This is a genomic window from Streptomyces sp. NPDC002386 (assembly GCF_053593175.1).
The window spans coordinates 162082-177173 of the sequence record NZ_JBSFBX010000001.1 but is presented as its reverse complement, the minus strand read 5'-3'; the positions used below and the strand labels follow the sequence as shown (position 1 = coordinate 177173).

General features: G+C 73.7%; 14 protein-coding genes. 5 read left to right on the top strand and 9 right to left on the bottom strand.

Annotated features, from left to right (window positions below; translation table 11 throughout):
* Positions 1-93: 93 nt before the first annotated feature.
* From ACWCPN_RS00810 to ACWCPN_RS00790, 5 genes are all read right to left on the bottom strand, one after another.
* On the bottom strand, positions 94-903 hold the full coding sequence (locus ACWCPN_RS00810) for a hypothetical protein (RefSeq protein ID WP_451201545.1): 810 nt from the start codon (positions 901-903) through the stop codon (positions 94-96).
* A gap of 161 nt (positions 904-1064) precedes the next feature.
* Positions 1065-2039, bottom strand: coding sequence for an N-acetylmuramoyl-L-alanine amidase (locus ACWCPN_RS00805; RefSeq protein WP_451201543.1), 975 nt, complete (start codon positions 2037-2039; stop codon positions 1065-1067).
* Between the two features lie 89 nt (positions 2040-2128).
* Entirely contained in the window at positions 2129-2779 is a 651-nt protein-coding gene (locus ACWCPN_RS00800) for a class I SAM-dependent methyltransferase (protein WP_451201541.1), read from the bottom strand.
* A 200-nt stretch (positions 2780-2979) separates the two neighbouring features.
* Positions 2980-4722: an MFS transporter gene (locus tag ACWCPN_RS00795; protein WP_392291446.1), complete on the bottom strand. Its 1743-nt coding sequence runs from the start codon at positions 4720-4722 to the stop codon at positions 2980-2982.
* Positions 4723-4887: 165 nt separating this feature from the next.
* Complete coding sequence (locus ACWCPN_RS00790) at positions 4888-5526, bottom strand: response regulator (RefSeq protein ID WP_451201538.1); 639 nt, start codon at positions 5524-5526, stop codon at positions 4888-4890.
* Positions 5527-5743: 217 nt separating this feature from the next.
* Between ACWCPN_RS00790 and ACWCPN_RS00785 the strand changes: the two genes are divergently transcribed.
* The gene (locus ACWCPN_RS00785; RefSeq protein WP_451201536.1) at positions 5744-7312 is read left to right on the top strand and encodes an alpha-L-arabinofuranosidase B; all 1569 of its coding nucleotides are present in this window, start codon (positions 5744-5746) and stop codon (positions 7310-7312) included.
* Here ACWCPN_RS00785 and ACWCPN_RS00780 read toward each other — a convergent pair.
* Positions 7290-8555, bottom strand: a complete 1266-nt coding sequence (locus ACWCPN_RS00780) for a sensor histidine kinase (RefSeq protein ID WP_451201534.1) — start codon at positions 8553-8555, stop codon at positions 7290-7292. The genes ACWCPN_RS00785 and ACWCPN_RS00780 overlap by 23 nt on opposite strands.
* A gap of 236 nt (positions 8556-8791) precedes the next feature.
* Between ACWCPN_RS00780 and ACWCPN_RS00775 the strand changes: the two genes are divergently transcribed.
* Positions 8792-9649: a MaoC/PaaZ C-terminal domain-containing protein gene (locus ACWCPN_RS00775; protein WP_451201532.1), complete on the top strand. Its 858-nt coding sequence runs from the start codon at positions 8792-8794 to the stop codon at positions 9647-9649.
* A 103-nt stretch (positions 9650-9752) separates the two neighbouring features.
* Here the strand turns inward: ACWCPN_RS00775 and ACWCPN_RS00770 are convergent, their stop codons facing one another.
* Together ACWCPN_RS00770 and ACWCPN_RS00765 are read right to left on the bottom strand one after the other, a co-directional pair.
* Positions 9753-9911 (bottom strand): hypothetical protein, encoded by a 159-nt coding sequence (locus tag ACWCPN_RS00770; protein WP_451201530.1) that lies wholly within the window; start codon positions 9909-9911, stop codon positions 9753-9755.
* 95 nt (positions 9912-10006) lie between these two features.
* The gene (locus tag ACWCPN_RS00765; RefSeq protein ID WP_451201528.1) at positions 10007-11206 is read right to left on the bottom strand and encodes a hypothetical protein; all 1200 of its coding nucleotides are present in this window, start codon (positions 11204-11206) and stop codon (positions 10007-10009) included.
* Positions 11207-11393: 187 nt separating this feature from the next.
* Between ACWCPN_RS00765 and ACWCPN_RS00760 the strand changes: the two genes are divergently transcribed.
* Genes ACWCPN_RS00760 through ACWCPN_RS00750 form a run of 3 tightly spaced genes read left to right on the top strand, consistent with a single transcriptional unit; the run spans position 11394 to position 14422 of the window.
* Positions 11394-12251 (top strand): Nif3-like dinuclear metal center hexameric protein, encoded by an 858-nt coding sequence (locus ACWCPN_RS00760; RefSeq protein WP_451201526.1) that lies wholly within the window; start codon positions 11394-11396, stop codon positions 12249-12251.
* Positions 12248-12991 (top strand): zinc ribbon domain-containing protein, encoded by a 744-nt coding sequence (locus ACWCPN_RS00755; RefSeq protein ID WP_451202263.1) that lies wholly within the window; start codon positions 12248-12250, stop codon positions 12989-12991. The genes ACWCPN_RS00760 and ACWCPN_RS00755 overlap by 4 nt, the downstream gene beginning before the upstream one ends.
* A 12-nt stretch (positions 12992-13003) precedes the next feature.
* On the top strand, positions 13004-14422 hold the full coding sequence (locus ACWCPN_RS00750; RefSeq protein WP_451201524.1) for a bifunctional RNase H/acid phosphatase: 1419 nt from the start codon (positions 13004-13006) through the stop codon (positions 14420-14422).
* Here the strand turns inward: ACWCPN_RS00750 and eda are convergent.
* On the bottom strand, positions 14394-15056 hold the full coding sequence (gene eda / locus ACWCPN_RS00745) for a bifunctional 4-hydroxy-2-oxoglutarate aldolase/2-dehydro-3-deoxy-phosphogluconate aldolase (RefSeq protein ID WP_451201522.1): 663 nt from the start codon (positions 15054-15056) through the stop codon (positions 14394-14396). The genes ACWCPN_RS00750 and eda overlap by 29 nt on opposite strands.
* Positions 15057-15092: the final 36 nt, after the last annotated feature.

Genomic DNA, 15092 nt, shown 5'->3' with positions numbered 1-15092 from the left:
CGACGCGTCACATATGTCGCGGCGCAGGGCCGTACGGCGACGGCCCCCCACCCGTGAGGGTGAGGGGCCGTGCGTGCGGGGTGGGGCGGCGGTTCAGCCGCGCTGGATCCCCGAGGTGTCCTGCAGGACGCCGCGGCGGCCGTCCTGGGTCTGCGCCACCAGCGCGGCACCGCGCTGCTCGACGGCCAGGTACCAGGTACCGGGCGCCAGTTCGGCGATCGGCGCCGCGCTGCCGTCCTCGGCGAACAGCGGGCGGGTCGCCGGCACGGCGAACCAGAACGGCGAGAAGTCCCCGCCGGCAGGCTGCGGCGCCGCGGCCGCCGGAGCTGCGGTCTGGCCGTACGGCTGGCCCGGCTGCGGCTGCGCGCCGTAGGGCTGACCCGGCTGCGGCTGGGCACCGGGGTAGCCGTAACCACCGGGCGGCTGGGCGCCGTAGGGCTGCGGGGCGGCCGGCTTGGGAGCCGGGACCAGCGCGGCCTGCAGGGGCGGGACGAGGGGCGTGGCGATGGCGGCGGCGGCCAGCAGCAGCGCGGCGATGAGGCCGAGGATGAGGCCGGCGCCCGCGCCGACGTCGAGCCTGTCGAAGCTGTCGCTGAACGAACCCAGCGGGTCGATGATGGTCCAGAACGAGGTCCACGCGGCGAATACCGTGAGCGCGACGCCGACCTGGCCGAGGTCGAGCCCGATCACCTTGCGCGGCTGCGGGAGCGCCCGGGCGACGACGACAAGGACCGCGCCGGCGATACCGCCGACGTACATGCTCATCACCAGGCCGAGGTTGTCCCAGGCGTTCGGGGCGCCATCGCCGGACTTGTCGAACGTGTCGAGGAACGACGCGATGAACAGCAACACCGCTGCTCCGATCACCACGCCGTCGCCTCGAGTGAGGGAGCGGATATTCACTTCAGCAGGTCCTTCGTAGGTCGTCTCGTCGTCGGAGGAGGCGTCGCTGTCACCAAGTCGTTTCCAGGTCCCGGTGTGAAGCGCAGGGGTGGCCCCTCATCGTAGGGACGACACTATCGCCCGCACGATCACACTGTCCGCCCGGATGGACCTGCCGATCGCTACCCGCGCAGGAAACTCACGATTCCCTCAGAGATTCCCTGCGCCGCCTTCTGCCGCCAGGCGCCGCTGGTCAGCAGCGCCGCGTCCTTGGTATCGCGCATGTTGCCGCACTCGATGAACACCTTGGGAACCGTTGACAGATTGAGACCGCCCAAGTCCTTCCGGGTGACGAGACCGGTGCCGTCGCCGACGTAGTTGGAGGGCGGCTCGCCGGTGAGCCGCAGGTAGCGGCCCGCGATGCGCGTGCCCAGGTCCTTGGAAGGGCCCACGATGGGGCGGGTGTCGGCGCCACCCGCGTGCACGGACGCGGGCAGGATGACGTGGAAGCCGCGGTTGCCCTCCGCCGAGCCGTCCGCGTGGATGGAGACGGCGGCGTCCGCGCGCGCCGTGTTGCCGATGCGGGCACGTTCGTCGACGCACGGGCCCCAGGGCGGGGAGTCGCCGTCGTGCGTCAGTTTCACGGTGGCGCCCTGCCGCTCCAGCAGGGTGCGCAGCCGGTGCGCGACGTCCAGCGTGAACCGGGCCTCCGGATAACCCGAGTTGGTGGAGGTGCCGGTGGTGTCGCACTCCTTGCGGTTCGTGCCGATGTCCACCTGGCGGTTGATCTCGGTGGGGTGCTGGAAGTTGCCCGGGTTGTGGCCCGGGTCGATGACGACGACCTTGCCCTTGAGCGCGCCGGAGACCGCGGGGCCCGAACTGCCCGCCGCCGGGCCCGGATCCTTGGCGTCGTGGGCGGAGTCGCCGGTCCGTGAGGGCGCGGCCGGCGGTGCCGACCGCGCCGACGCGCCGGCGGAGGAGGCGGCGGGGGAGGCGGAGACCGCGCCGCCGGAGGACCCGCCCGAACCGCCCACCGTCTCGTACACGAGCCAGCCGAGCAGTGCGCCGGGCACGAGGGCGGCGAGCGCGACGGTCAGCGGGCCGCGCCGGGGCCGGCGCGGCTGCGGGGGATCGAAGTCCGGTCCTACGTACGACACGTCTGCCACCCTAACCGCCGTGCGGGACGCTCACATGGCGGTGGGTCCCAACGGGCGAACGCCCCGGTGCCGCCCGGGATCCCGCCGGGTCAGATCCCGGGGCCGGTCCGCCGCAGCACGCGCAGCGACCCGGTCACGGCGGTCTCGGTGAACGCGCCCGACTCCAGGGCCCGCAGGTAGACCCGGTACGGGGCCTGTCCGGTGAACTCGTCCTCGGGGTGCGGGAAGACGTCGTGGATGACGAGGAACCCGCCCTCCGCGACGTGCGGCGCCCAGCCCTCGTAGTCGGCGGTGGCGTGCTCGTCGGTGTGGCCGCCGTCGACGAAGACGAGGCCGAGCGGGGAGTTCCAGATCGCGGCGATCTGCGGGGAGCGGCCGACGAGGGCGACCACGTGCTCCTCGAGGCCCGCCCGGTGCAGGGTGCGGCGGAAGGTGGGGAGCGTGTCCATGAGACCGATCTCGGGGTCGACGGTCTCCGCGTCGTGGTACTCCCAGCCCGGCTGCTGTTCCTCGCTGCCCCGGTGGTGGTCCACGGTCAGCGCGGTGACGCCGGCCTCGCGGGCCGCGTCCGCCAGCAGGACGGTGGACCGCCCGCAGTAGGTGCCGACCTCCAGCAGCGGCAGCCCGAGCCGCCCCGCCTCGGCGGCGGCCGCGTACAGCGCCAGCCCCTCGTCCGCGGGCATGAAGCCCTTCGCCGCCTCGAACGCGGCCAGGATCTCGGGCTTGGGTGCCGCGGGCATGGGGATTCCTCTCGGTCGTACTCGGTGCGTCGTGCTGGACGCGTCGTGCCGGACGCGCCGGACTCGGGTGCGGTCGTATCCGGTCCACCCGGCCGTGGGGTCTTTGGGCGCCCCATGCTGCCGCACCCCCTGCCGGCTGACGACAGGGGGTGCGGGTACGACGTGCCTCTCGGGCGTCCGGGGCCTTTCCGGCGTCCGCGTCAGGCGCCGGCCGCGCCGGCCGGCAGGGGCAGGTCCAGGTCGACCGGGCGGTCGTCGCCGGCGTGCGTCGCGGCCGAGGCCAGCGGCCCGTGCCCGGCGGCCCGGGCGGCCAGCACGTACGGCCCCTCGGTGGGCACCGCGAGCGCGTAGGAGCCGTCCTCCCCGGAGAGGGTGGCCCCCGCCTGGCGGCCCCGGCGGTCGATCAGGGTCACCTTGGCGCGGGCGACCGGGGTGCCGGCGGCGTCCAGCACCCGGCCGCGGAAGCCGCGCAGGACCTCCTCGGCGTGCCGGATGCCGGCCTCCTCCTCGCTGCTCGCGCGCAGCTGGGTGTGCTGGGCCGGGCGGGGCGCCCTGGGCAGGAACACCGCGAGCAGCAGGCCCACCGCCACGGCGGCCGTGGCGATGAGGAAGGAGACGCGGAAGCCGTGCATGGTGGGGATCGCGACGCCGCCCACGTCGTTCGCCGTGTTGGCCAGCACCATGCCGATGACGGCGCTGGAGACGGACGTGCCGATGGACCGCATCAGGGTGTTGAGCCCGTTGGCGGCGCCGGTCTCCGAGGCCGGGACCGCGCCGATGATCAGCGCGGGCAGGGAGGAGTAGGCGAGGCCGATGCCGGCGCCGAGGACGACCGAGGTGACGATCGTCTGCCAGGCGGCGTCCATCAGGCCGAGACCGCCGCCGTAGCCGATGCCGATGATCAGCAGACCGGTGATGAGCGTGGTCCGCGGGCCGTACCGGGCCGACAGGCGGGCGTAAACCGGCGCCGTGAACATCATCGTCAGGCCCAGCGGGGCCACGCACAGGCCCGCGACCACCATGGACCTGCCGAGGCCGTAGCCGGTGGCGCTGGGCAGTTGGAGGAGCTGGGGCAGGACCAGCGAGACGACGTAGAAGCTGACGCCGACCATGATCGAGGCCAGGTTGGTGAGCAGCACCTCGCGGCGGGCGGTGGTGCGCAGGTCGACCAGGGGCGCCTGGACGCGCAGCTCGTACAGGCCCCACAGGACGAACACGGCGACGGAGGCGCCGAACAGGCCGAGCGTCGTACCGGACGACCAGCCCCAGTCGCTGCCCTTGGTGACGGGCAGCAGGAGCAGCACCAGGCCGGCGGACAGGCCGAGCGCGCCGAGCAGGTCGAAGGAGCCCTTGGCGCGCATCGGGGACTCGGGCACGACGAGCAGGGTGAGGGCGATGGCGAGCGCGCCGAGCCCGGCCGCGCCGTAGAACAGGGCGTGCCAGTCGGTGTGCTGGGCGACCAGGGCGGCGGCGGGCAGGGCGAGACCGCCGCCGACGCCGATGGAGGAGCTCATCAGGGCCATGGCCGAGCCGAGCCGCTCGCGCGGCAGCATGTCCCGCATCAGGCCGATGCCCAGCGGGATCGCGCCCATGGCGAAGCCCTGCAGGGTACGGCCGACGATCATGGTGAGCAGCGTGCTGGTCACGGCGCTGACCAGGGCGCCCGCCACCATCACGGCGAGGCTGAGGACCAGCATGCGGCGCTTGCCGTAGAGGTCGCCGAGCCGGCCCATGATCGGGGTGGCCACGGCGCCGGACAGCAGGGTCGAGGTGAGGACCCAGGTGGCGTTGCTGGGAGCGGTCGCCAGCAGTTGCGGCAGGTCCTTGATGACCGGTACCAGCAGGGTCTGCATCACCGCGACCACGATGCCCGCGAAGGCGAGCACCGGGACCACGGCCCCGCTCGCCCTCCGGCCGGGCTGGTCGGTCGTTGTGTGCGTCATTGAGTTCGGCCTCCCGGGTGACATGAGTGCCGGGTAAACCTCGTATGCACGGGCAACTATTCCGTTGCTTCGCGCCCCTAACGAATCCTTGACCCACCCATGGGTTTCTGACCCCCCGTCAGCCGTCGGAAGTGAGCCACCGCACCTCGGGGGCTCTCGCGCGGCTCACAGCCACCCCTGCTGCCGGGCCTCCCGGACCGCCTCCGCGCGGTTGCGGGTGCCGGTCTTGCCGATCGCCGAGGACAGGTAGTTGCGGACCGTCGACTCGGACAGATGGAGCCGGCCGGCGACGTCGGCCACCGTGGCCCCGTCGGCCGACGCCGTCAGCACCTCGCGCTCACGGGCCGTCAGCGGATTCGGCCCCGCGCTGAGCGCGGCCGCGGCCAGCGCCGGATCGACCACGGTCTCCCCGCCCAGCACCCGCCGGACCGCCGCGGCCAGCTCCTCCACCGGTCCGTCCTTGACGAGGAAACCGGCCGCACCGGCCTCCATGGCCCGGCGCAGATAGCCGGGCCGGCCGAAGGTGGTCAGGATCAGCACCCGGCAGCCGGGCACCTCCTCCCGCAGCGCGGCCGCCGCGTCCAGGCCGCTGATGCCGGGCAGCTCGATGTCCAGCAGGGCCACGTCGGGCCGGTGCAGCAGCGCCGCCTCCACGATCGCGTCGCCGGCCGACACCTGGGCGACCACCTCGATGTCGTCCTCCATGCCGAGCAGCAGGGCGAGGGCCCCGCGCATCATGCCCTGGTCCTCGGCGAGCAGGACTCGGATGCCGTTCACGGGCCAAGGATAGCCAGGGCCACCCATAAAGGCTCCACCTCGTTCGTCACCAAAGGGGTTGACGGGCCCTCAGTAATGCGCAAACAATCGCCTCTGCATTTCAGGTAATTGTTCGGTATTTCGACGGCCGAATTGGTTCGGTATTTCGGTCGAACGATGTCCGGTATACCGACCGGTCGATCGCGCACCACCGCTCACCAGGTACGGAATCCGCACTTTCCCCACAACCGACCGAGGTGCACCCGTGTCCCCCACTCCCGCGCGCCCCCGACCCCGACGGCCGAGAAGCGCCGCGTTCCGCGTCCTCGCGGTGTGCGCCGCCCTCGCCGCACTGCTGCTCGGCACCGGCGCCCCGCCCGCAGCCGCCGCGACTTCCCTGCCCTGCGACGTCTACGGCGCCGCCGGCACGCCCTGCGTCGCCGCGCACAGCCTCGTCCGCGCCCTGTACTCCTCGTACAACGGCCCGCTGTACCAGGTGCAACGGGCCAGGGACGGAGCCAGGGCCGACATCGGCCTGCTGACCGCGGGCGGCTACGCGGACGCGGCCGCCCAGGACGCCTTCTGCTCCGGCACCACCTGCGTCATCACCGAGATCCACGACCAGTCCCCGCGCCACAACGACCTCACGATCGAGGGCGCGGGCGGGGCCGGGGCGGCCGACGTGGGGGCGCCCGCGGACGCCCTTCCGGTGACGGTCGGCGGCCACCAGGTCTACGGCCTGGAGATCTCCGCCGGCATGGGCTACCGGGACAACTCCACCTCCGGCGTGGCCGTGAACGGGCAGGCCGAGGGGATGTACATGGTCACCTCCGGCACCCACGTCAACAACCGCTGCTGCTTCGACTACGGCAACGCCGAGACCAACAACACGGACACCGGCAACGGCCACATGGACGCCATCAGCTTCGGCACCGAGTGCTGGTTCGCGCCCTGCTACGGACAGGGCCCCTGGGTGCAGGCCGACCTGGAGAACGGGCTGTTCCAGTCGGACGCCGGGTACAGCAGGAACACCTCGAACACCGGCACCGGACCCGTACCGTTCGTGACCGCGCTGCTGAAGAACAACGGGCAGAACCATTTCGCGCTGAAATACGGCAACGCGCAATCCGGCGGACTCACGACCACCTATTCCGGCGGTGAGCCCACCGCCGGCGGTTACTCCCCGATGCACCAGGAGGGCGCCATCGTCCTCGGCACCGGCGGCGACAACAGCAACGGCTCCATCGGCTCCTTCTTCGAGGGCGTGATGACCTCCGGCATCCCCACGGACGCCGCCGACGACGCCGTCCAGGCCGGCATCGTCTCCGCCGGCTACGGCGGCCCGACCGGCAGCACCGGGGCCCTGACGCCCGCCTCGGAGATCTCACTGCGCGCGACGACCTCGTGCTGCACCACCGAGTACGTCCGCCACCGGAACGACGCCGCGGTCATCTCGGCGGTGGCGCCGGGCAGTTCCAGCCTCGACAGGAACGACGCGACCTGGATCGTGCGCCGGGGACTGGCCGACGCCGCCTGCGTCTCCTTCGAGTCGCGGAACTACCCCGGCGACTTCCTGCGCCACTTCGACTACCGGCTCCGGCGGCAGCCCATGGACGGCACCGCCCAGTTCCGGGCCGACGCCACCTTCTGCCCGCGCACCGGCAGGAGCGGCACGGGAACCTCGTTCGCCTCGTACAACTACCCGACGCGGTATCTGCGCCACTACGACCACGACCTCTACATAGCGAGCGACGGCGGTTCCAACGCCTGGGACAGCGGCACCTCGTGGAGCGACGACGTGAACTGGGCGGTCAGCCCTCCCTGGGCGCCGTAGCCGCCCCGACGGCAGCCGTCCCGGCCGGCTCCAACGGGAGTTCGGCGGAGACCGTGAAGCCGCCGCGCGGCGACGGGCCGGCCCTGAGGGAGCCGCCCGCCGCCGCGAGGCGCTCGGTCAGACCGGTCAGTCCGGTGCCGCCGATGCCCTCCGCGGCGCGCGGGGCGGCCCCGCCGGTGCCGTTGTCGGTGACGGTGAGCCGCGCCTGCTCGACGGCGCCCTCGACGCTGATCTCGCAGCGGGTGGCGTCGCTGTGCCGGACGACGTTGGTGACCGCCTCGCGCACCACCCAGCCGAGCAGTGCCTCGGCCGCCGGGGTGAGCGGGGTCCCGGACCGGCGCACCTCCGGCTCCACGCTCGCCGCCAGCAGCGCCGAGCGGGCCCGGGCCAGTTCGGTGGCCAGGCTGCCCTCGCGGTAGCCGGTCACCGCCTCCCGGATCTCGGTGAGGGCCTGCCGGCCCACCGACTCGATGTCGCCGATCTGGCCGAGCGCCGCGTCCATGTCGCGCGGGGCCAGCCGCCGGGCCGCCTCGGACTTCACCACGATCACCGACAGGGTGTGGCCGAGCAGGTCGTGCAGATCGCGCGAGAAGCGCAGCCGCTCCTTCTCCACCGCCCGCCGGGCCAGCTCCTCCCGGGCGGCGCGCAGTTCCCGCACCGCCTCGGACAGACCGAGGATCGCGGCGGTCACCATGCTGGACAGGAACGTCGCGTAGGCGATGTTCGCGGCGTCCGACCAGCCGTCGCGGACGGCGGAGACGGCACCCGCGTACACCGTGAGGAGCAGACCGACGCGGCCGAGCCACGGACCGCGCAGGGTGGCCCCGGTCGCCAGCCCGAGCAGCGGGAAGAACATCAGCCAGCTCCCGCCGTACCCGAGCCCGAGGGCCGTGGTCAGCAGGCCCATCAGCACCAGCGCCGCCCGGGTGGAGGGCGCCCGGCGCCGGTCCCGGTCGAAGGACCGGAAGGTGACGTAGACGTACAGGGAGTTGAAGGCGAGCAGGCCCAGGCCGCCGATCCACGGGTTCGGGGTCTCGCCCTGGAGCAGGTTGGAGAAGGAGCCGAGGCCCATCAGCAGCCAGGGCAGCAGGGAGAAGCCGGTGGGCGGCGGGCCCGGGTGGTCGACGGCCGCGTCCACGCCGTTCCTCCGGTCGGCCCGGCAGCGCGCGATGTCCGCCCGGCGACGGGACCGCGCCCGGCCCCGCTCCCGCAGTACGCCTCTTGTCCGCGCCCACCACGACATGTCTCTCGTCCCCCGATCGAACGGTCACCGCCCCGCGGCGGTACGACGGCCAGCGTACGAACCGGGCGCCCGCGCACGGCAGGTCCGCGCGTACGGACTCGGGCGGGACAAATGTCACGGGTGCCGGTCCGGCCCGGCATCCGGAGCCTTCACAACCCATGGGCGCTCGGCTATACAGAGGGCGCCGCACTGGAACGCGTTCCACTCCGGCCGGCCGACCTCAGCTCAGGAGTCCCATGCCCATCGACGCAGCCAAGGCCCTCGCCGCCGAGCCCCGTTCCGGCGAGATCACCTGGACCGCGAAGGACGTCCTGCTCTACCACCTGGGCATCGGCGCCGGCGTGCCCGCCACCGACCCCGGCGAGCTGCGCTACACCCTGGAGTCCCGGCTGCAGGTCCTGCCGAGTTTCGCCACCGTCGCGGGCGGCGGACCGCCGGGAGTGATCAGCGGCCTGTCCACCCCGGGCATCGAGGTCGACCTGGCCCGCGTCCTGCACGGCGGTCAGTCGCTCACGGTCCACCGCCCCGTCCCGGCGCGGGGCACCGCCACCGCGACCTCCCGCGTCGCCGGCCTGTACGACAAGGGTCACGCGGCCGTCCTCGTGCTGCGCACCGACGCCGCCGACGCCGACGGCCCGCTGTGGAGCGGCGACGCCCGGATCTTCCTGCGCGGCGAGGGCGGCTGGGGCGGCGACCGCGGCCCCTCGACCCGCTCCGACCCGCCCGAGGGCCGGCCCGACCGGACCGTCGACCTGCCGGTCCGCGAGGACCAGGCCCTCCTCTACCGCCTCTCCGGCGACTGGAACCCGCTGCACGCCGACCCCGGGTTCGCCCGGGCCGCCGGGTTCGAACGGCCCGTCCTGCACGGCCTGTGCACCTACGGCATGACCCTCAAGGCGGTCGTCGACACGCTGCTCGGCGGCGAGGCGAGCCGGGTGCGGTCGTACGACACCCGGTTCGCGGGGGTGGTCTTCCCGGGGGAGACCCTGCGGATCCGCATGTGGCGGGGAGAGGGCGCCGTGCGGGTGGCCGTGAGCGCCGCCGACCGGGACGAGGCACCCGTCCTCGCCGACACCGTCGTCGGACACTCCTGAGGGTCCGAAGAGGTGCACGCCGGAGAACGAAGAGGGGCTCTCCCCGGGAACGAAGGAGGGGCTCCCCGTCGTGCGACGGGGAGCCCCTCCTCATCCACTGCCGTCAGGCAGCCGCCTCGGCGGTCTCCTCGGCCGGCTTGCGGTGACGCCCACGCGGAGCCATGTCACCGTCCCGGGCCGCGACCGGGCCCCGGTGACGGCCGTGGCCGTCCGCGTCCTGAGAGTCGGCAGGCAGCGGCTGAGTCGTGCTGGTGTCGCTCATCGGAAGAATTCACCCCGTCAACATGATCTTTTTACAGCCGGGCGAGTGTAACCAACCCACCCACGGCCGGATCCAGGCGGGCACGCCGACCGGCACTACTTCGTTACAAGACGTCCAAGCGGTGCCTCCCGCAGGGGAACCGGACGGACCGTCACCGGTTCCGGAGGCTCCGGAACCGGCGTCCGCCGGGGCACCTCGAGCGCCTCGCCGGCCGTGCCGTCCCGGACCGGAACCCCCGACCCCGCCGCCCCCGTCTCCCCCCAGGGCGCCGTCAGCTCCGCCACGCCGCACGGGACCTCCCCCGTGGCGTACGGCAGCCGCAGCACCCCGTCCCGCGTCCACAGCCCGCACCCGGTCAACCACCCCTGAGGAGCCGGGAGATGGCACACCCGCCGCTCGGCCGGCCGCCAGACGCCGACCCAGCCGCCGGACGTTCCCTCGACACGCAGCGCCACCGCGCAGCTCTCCGGCATCAGCACCTGCCCCGGCTGGATCGCGAACGGCGACACCGAGCAGTCCGGGACCCGCAGGCACTCCGGGAAGCGCACCGGCAGCGTGCTGCCCAGGACCCCCCAGCCCAATCGTTCCTGCCCGGGCGAGGGCGCGTCCGAGGAGATCAGCAGCAGCCCGCTGTCCGGATCGGCCAGCAGCAGCCGGTCGTCGCTGCCCTCCGTGATCTGCAGCAGGGGCGAGACCTCGCCGCCGCGCCCCAGGTCCACCACCACCGTCTTGGTGCGCCCGTCCAGTTCCCGGTCCAGCGCGAGCAGCCGCCCGGTGGCGTCCAGCCAGACCCCGCCCGAGCAGCGCCCCGGAACCTCGGTCAGCCGCTCGGGCCCGGGCGCGCCGCCCGCCACCAGCCACACCGCCGTGGCCCTGGGGCCGACGGCCAGGGCGTACGCCCGCTCCCCGCCCGGAGCCGGGGGCAGCAGCGTGAGCCGGGTGCCGGGCTCCGGGCACTCCACCGCGCCCAGCGGCAGCTCGCCGGTGCCCGGCCCGGTCGGGTACAGCAGGCCGAAGGTGTGCCGGTGCTCCTCCACCAGCCGGTGGATCAGCACCCGTCCGTCGCCCATCGGCTGCACCCGGGTGCCGGGCTCCTCCGGCTGGTGGCCGGGCAGCGGCACCGCGTACGGCTCCGGGCCGTCCAGCGTCCAGCGCTCCGGGAACCAGGAGTCACCGTCCGGCGCGAGACGGGCGGCGTACGCGCCGTCCGCCGTGATGGCGCACCCCGTCCCCGGCGCACCGTCGCCCTCGCCGGACCGGTCGGTCGAAGGGGGTTCGATCGCACAGGCCGTCATCGTTCGGTCACCTCCGGCGACGAAGCTAGTTTCGTACGCACGGGCGGGGGACCGGTGGACGTCGGCTTCACACATACGGGTGGCGCAGAAGCGATTCAGCTGAGGGTGCGGCGGCGCCTGTGCTGAGCGGGCCCGGCCGGGGCGGAGGCGGTACATCCGCACAGAACGGCCAGGTAGCCTTTTCCCCGTGCCCCGTCTGTCTGAAGTCATCGCCGCGCTGGAGAACCTGTGGCCCGCCGAGCGGGCCGAGTCCTGGGACGCGGTCGGCACGGTGGTGGGCGATCCCGACCAGGAGGTCCACCGGGTCCTGTTCGCCGTCGACCCCGTACGGGAGATCGTCGACGAGGCGGTGAAGCTCGGCGTCGACCTGCTGGTCACCCACCACCCGCTGTACCTGCGCGGGACGACCACGGTCGCGGCGTCCACCTTCAAGGGCCGCGTCGTGCACACGCTGATCAAGAACGACATCGCGCTGCACGTGGCCCACACCAACGCCGACACCGCCGACCCCGGTGTCTCCGACGCGCTGGCCGGCGCGCTCGACCTGCGGGTCGTCCGCCCCCTCGTGCCGGACCCGACCGACCCGGCGGGCCGCCGGGGCCTGGGCCGCGTCTGCGAACTCGACCACCCGCTCACCGTGCGCGAGCTGGCCGCCCGGGTCGCCGAGCGGCTGCCGGCCACCGTGCAGGGCATCCGCGTGGCCGGCGACCCCGAGGCCGTCGTCCGCACCGTCGCCGTCAGCGGCGGTTCCGGCGACAGCCTCTTCGACCAGGTCCGAGCGGTCGGCGTGGACGCCTTCCTCACCGCCGACCTGCGCCACCACCCGGTTTCCGAGGCGGTGGCCCGAAGCCCTCTGGCGCTGCTCGACGCGGCGCACTGGGCCACCGAGTGGCCCTGGTGCGAGCTGGCCGCAGCCCAGCTCGACGAGATCTCCGACCGTCACGGCTGGGACCTCAGGGTCCATGTCTCCAGGACGGTCACCGACCCCTGGACCGCCCACGCGGCGTCCACCGTCAACACTAGCCACATGGGAGCCCCCAACTGAACGCCGCGCCCGCCGACCAGATCCGACTCCTCGACGTCCAGGCCCTGGACGTCCGCCTGCAGCAGCTCGCGCACAAGCGGAAGTCACTGCCCGAGCACGCCGAGATCGAGTCGCTGAACAAGGACCTCACGCAGCTCCGCGACCTGCTGGTGGCCGCGCAGACCGAGGAGAGCGACACCGCCCGCGAGCAGACCAAGGCCGAGCAGGACGTGGACCAGGTGCGCCAGCGCGCCGCCCGCGACCAGCAGCGCCTGGACTCCGGCGCGGTCACCTCGCCCAAGGACCTGTCCAACCTCCAGCACGAGATCGCCTCCCTCGCCAAGCGGCAGGGCGACCTCGAGGACGTCGTCCTGGAGGTCATGGAGCGCCGCGAGTCCGCGCAGGAGCGGGTCGCCGAGCTGACCGAGCGGGTCGGCTCCGTCCAGGCGAAGATCGACGACGCGACCGGCCGCCGGGACGCCTCCTTCGAGGAGATCGACGGCGAGGCCGCCTCCGTCACCAAGGAGCGCGAGGTCGTCGCCGGGTCCGTCCCCGCCGACCTGCTCAAGCTGTACGACAAGCTGCGCGGCCAGCAGGGCGGCATCGGCGCGGCCAAGCTGTACGCCCGTACCTGCCAGGGCTGCCGCCAGGAGCTGGCGATCACCGAGCTGAGCGAGATCCGCGCGGCGGCTCCGGACACGGTGGTCCGCTGCGAGAACTGCCGCCGGATCCTGGTGCGCACCGCCGAGTCGGGTCTGTAAGGAGTCGGCGCGGTGCGGGAGTTCATCGTCGAGGCGGACGGCGGGTCACGGGGCAACCCGGGGCCCGCGGGCTACGGCGCCGTGGTGAGCGACGCGGTGACGGGGGAGACCCTGGCCGAGACCGCCGAGTACCTCGGCGTCGCCACGAACAACGTCGCCGAGTACCGGGGCCTCCTGGCCGGCCTCCGCGCCGCGCACGCCCTGGACCCCACCGCCCGGGTGCACGTCCGGATGGACTCCAAGCTGGTCGTCGAGCAGATGTCGGGGCGCTGGAAGATCAAGCACCCCGACATGAAGCCCCTGGCGGCACAGGCGAACCGCGTCTTCCCGCCCGGCCAGGTCACCTACGAGTGGATCCCCCGCGCCCGGAACACCCACGCCGACCGGCTCGCCAACGAGGCCATGGACGCGGGCGCACGGGGCGAGCAGTGGTCCGCGACCGGCGACGACGTCGAAGCCGAGGCGATGCGCGAGGCGACGGGCACGGCGGCGGCACGGGTGGCGGCGGCCACCGGCGAGGCAGAGGCGGGCGCGGTCGGCGACGCCGCCGCCGCGGGCGGTCGTGCCATCGGGGCGGCACGGGTCGGCGATGAGGGTCCTCCCGCCCGGCCGGATCCCGGAGCGGGGGAGACACGGGAGGCGCCTTCCGGCGCGGACCGGCCCGCCGCCGGTGAGCGGCGCCCATCCGGCACCACCGGGCAGCAGCTCCCCGGCACCACCACGCCCCGCCCCTCCGGTTCCGCTTCCGCTTCCGCTTCCGCCGAGCAGTCCCAGGCGCTCGGCTGGAGTTCCGCCCCCGACCTCGGCGCCCCCGCCACCTTCGTCCTGCTGCGCCACGGCGAAACCCCTCTCACCCCCCAGAAGCGGTTCTCCGGCAGCGGCGGCACCGACCCCTCCCTCTCGGACGCGGGGCGGGAGCAGGCCCGGCGGGTCGCCGAGGCACTGGCGAGGCGCGGCACCGTCCAGGCCGTCGTGGCGTCACCGCTCGCCCGCACCCAGGAGACCGCCCGCATCGTCGCCGCCCGCCTCGGCCTGGACGTGACGGTCGAGGAGGGGATCAGGGAGACGGACTTCGGCGCGTGGGAGGGACTCACCTTCGGCGAGGTCCGTGAGCGCCACCCGGACGACCTGAACGCGTGGCTCGCCGACCCGCAGGCCCACCCCACCGGCGGCGGCGAGAGCTTCGCGGAGACCGCCGTCCGGATCGCGGCCACCCGGGACAAGCTGGTCGCGGCCCACGCCGGCCGCACGGTCCTGCTGGTCACCCACGTCACGCCGGTCAAGACCCTGATCCGGCTCGCCCTGGGCGCCCCGCCGGAGTCCCTGTTCCGCATGGAACTCTCCGCCGCGTCCCTCTCCGCGGTGGCGTACTACGCGGACGGCAACGCGAGCGTACGGCTGTTCAACGACACGTCCCACCTGCGTCCCTGAGCCCCGCCGCGGCCCGCGCCAGCTCCTCGATCCGCCCCCAGTCCCCGGCCGTCACCGCTTCCGCCGGGAGCATCCAACTGCCGCCCACACAGCCGACGTTGGGCAGGGACAGGTACTCGGGCGCGGTGGCCGGGCCGATCCCGCCCGTAGGGCAGAAGCGGGCCTGCGGCAACGGCCCCGCCAGCGACCGGAGATAGGCCGCGCCGCCGGCCGCCTGCGCCGGGAAGAACTTCATCTCCCGCACCCCGCGTTCCAGCAGCGCCACGACCTCCGAGGTGGTGGACACCCCGGGCAGGAACGGCACCCCGGACCCGCGCATCGCCTCCAGCAGCGCGTCCGTCCACCCCGGACTCACCAGGAACCGCGCCCCGGCCGCCACGCAGTCGTCCACCTGCTCCGGCGTCAGGACCGTACCCGCCCCGACCACCGCCTCCGGCACCGCGCCGGCGATCGCCCGGATCGCGTCCAGCGCGGCAGGCGTCCGCAGGGTCACCTCGATGGCGGGCAGCCCCCCGGCCACCAGCGCACGCGCCAGCGGCACGGCGTCGGACACGTCCGACACCACCACGACCGGTACGACGGGCGCGAGATCCAGCACGGAGGCAGCCGAAGCGGAGGGCAGCGGTGAGGTCATTGCCTCATCGTGCCCAGCGGTGCCATCCTCCGCAAC

Bases quoted from the DNA above. Each gene is read 5' to 3' on its own strand.
- eda (WP_451201522.1), bottom strand. From the start codon at position 15,056: ATGACCTCACCGCTGCCCTCCGCTTCGGCTGCCTCCGTGCTGGATCTC.
- ACWCPN_RS00780 (WP_451201534.1), bottom strand. From the start codon at position 8,555: ATGTCGTGGTGGGCGCGGACAAGAGGCGTACTGCGGGAGCGGGGCCGG.
- ACWCPN_RS00765 (WP_451201528.1), bottom strand. From the start codon at position 11,206: ATGACGGCCTGTGCGATCGAACCCCCTTCGACCGACCGGTCCGGCGAG.
- ACWCPN_RS00795 (WP_392291446.1), bottom strand. From the start codon at position 4,722: ATGACGCACACAACGACCGACCAGCCCGGCCGGAGGGCGAGCGGGGCC.
- ACWCPN_RS00770 (WP_451201530.1), bottom strand. From the start codon at position 9,911: ATGAGCGACACCAGCACGACTCAGCCGCTGCCTGCCGACTCTCAGGAC.
- ACWCPN_RS00775 (WP_451201532.1), top strand. From the start codon at position 8,792: ATGCCCATCGACGCAGCCAAGGCCCTCGCCGCCGAGCCCCGTTCCGGC.
- ACWCPN_RS00790 (WP_451201538.1), bottom strand. From the start codon at position 5,526: ATGGGTGGCCCTGGCTATCCTTGGCCCGTGAACGGCATCCGAGTCCTG.
- ACWCPN_RS00800 (WP_451201541.1), bottom strand. From the start codon at position 2,779: ATGCCCGCGGCACCCAAGCCCGAGATCCTGGCCGCGTTCGAGGCGGCG.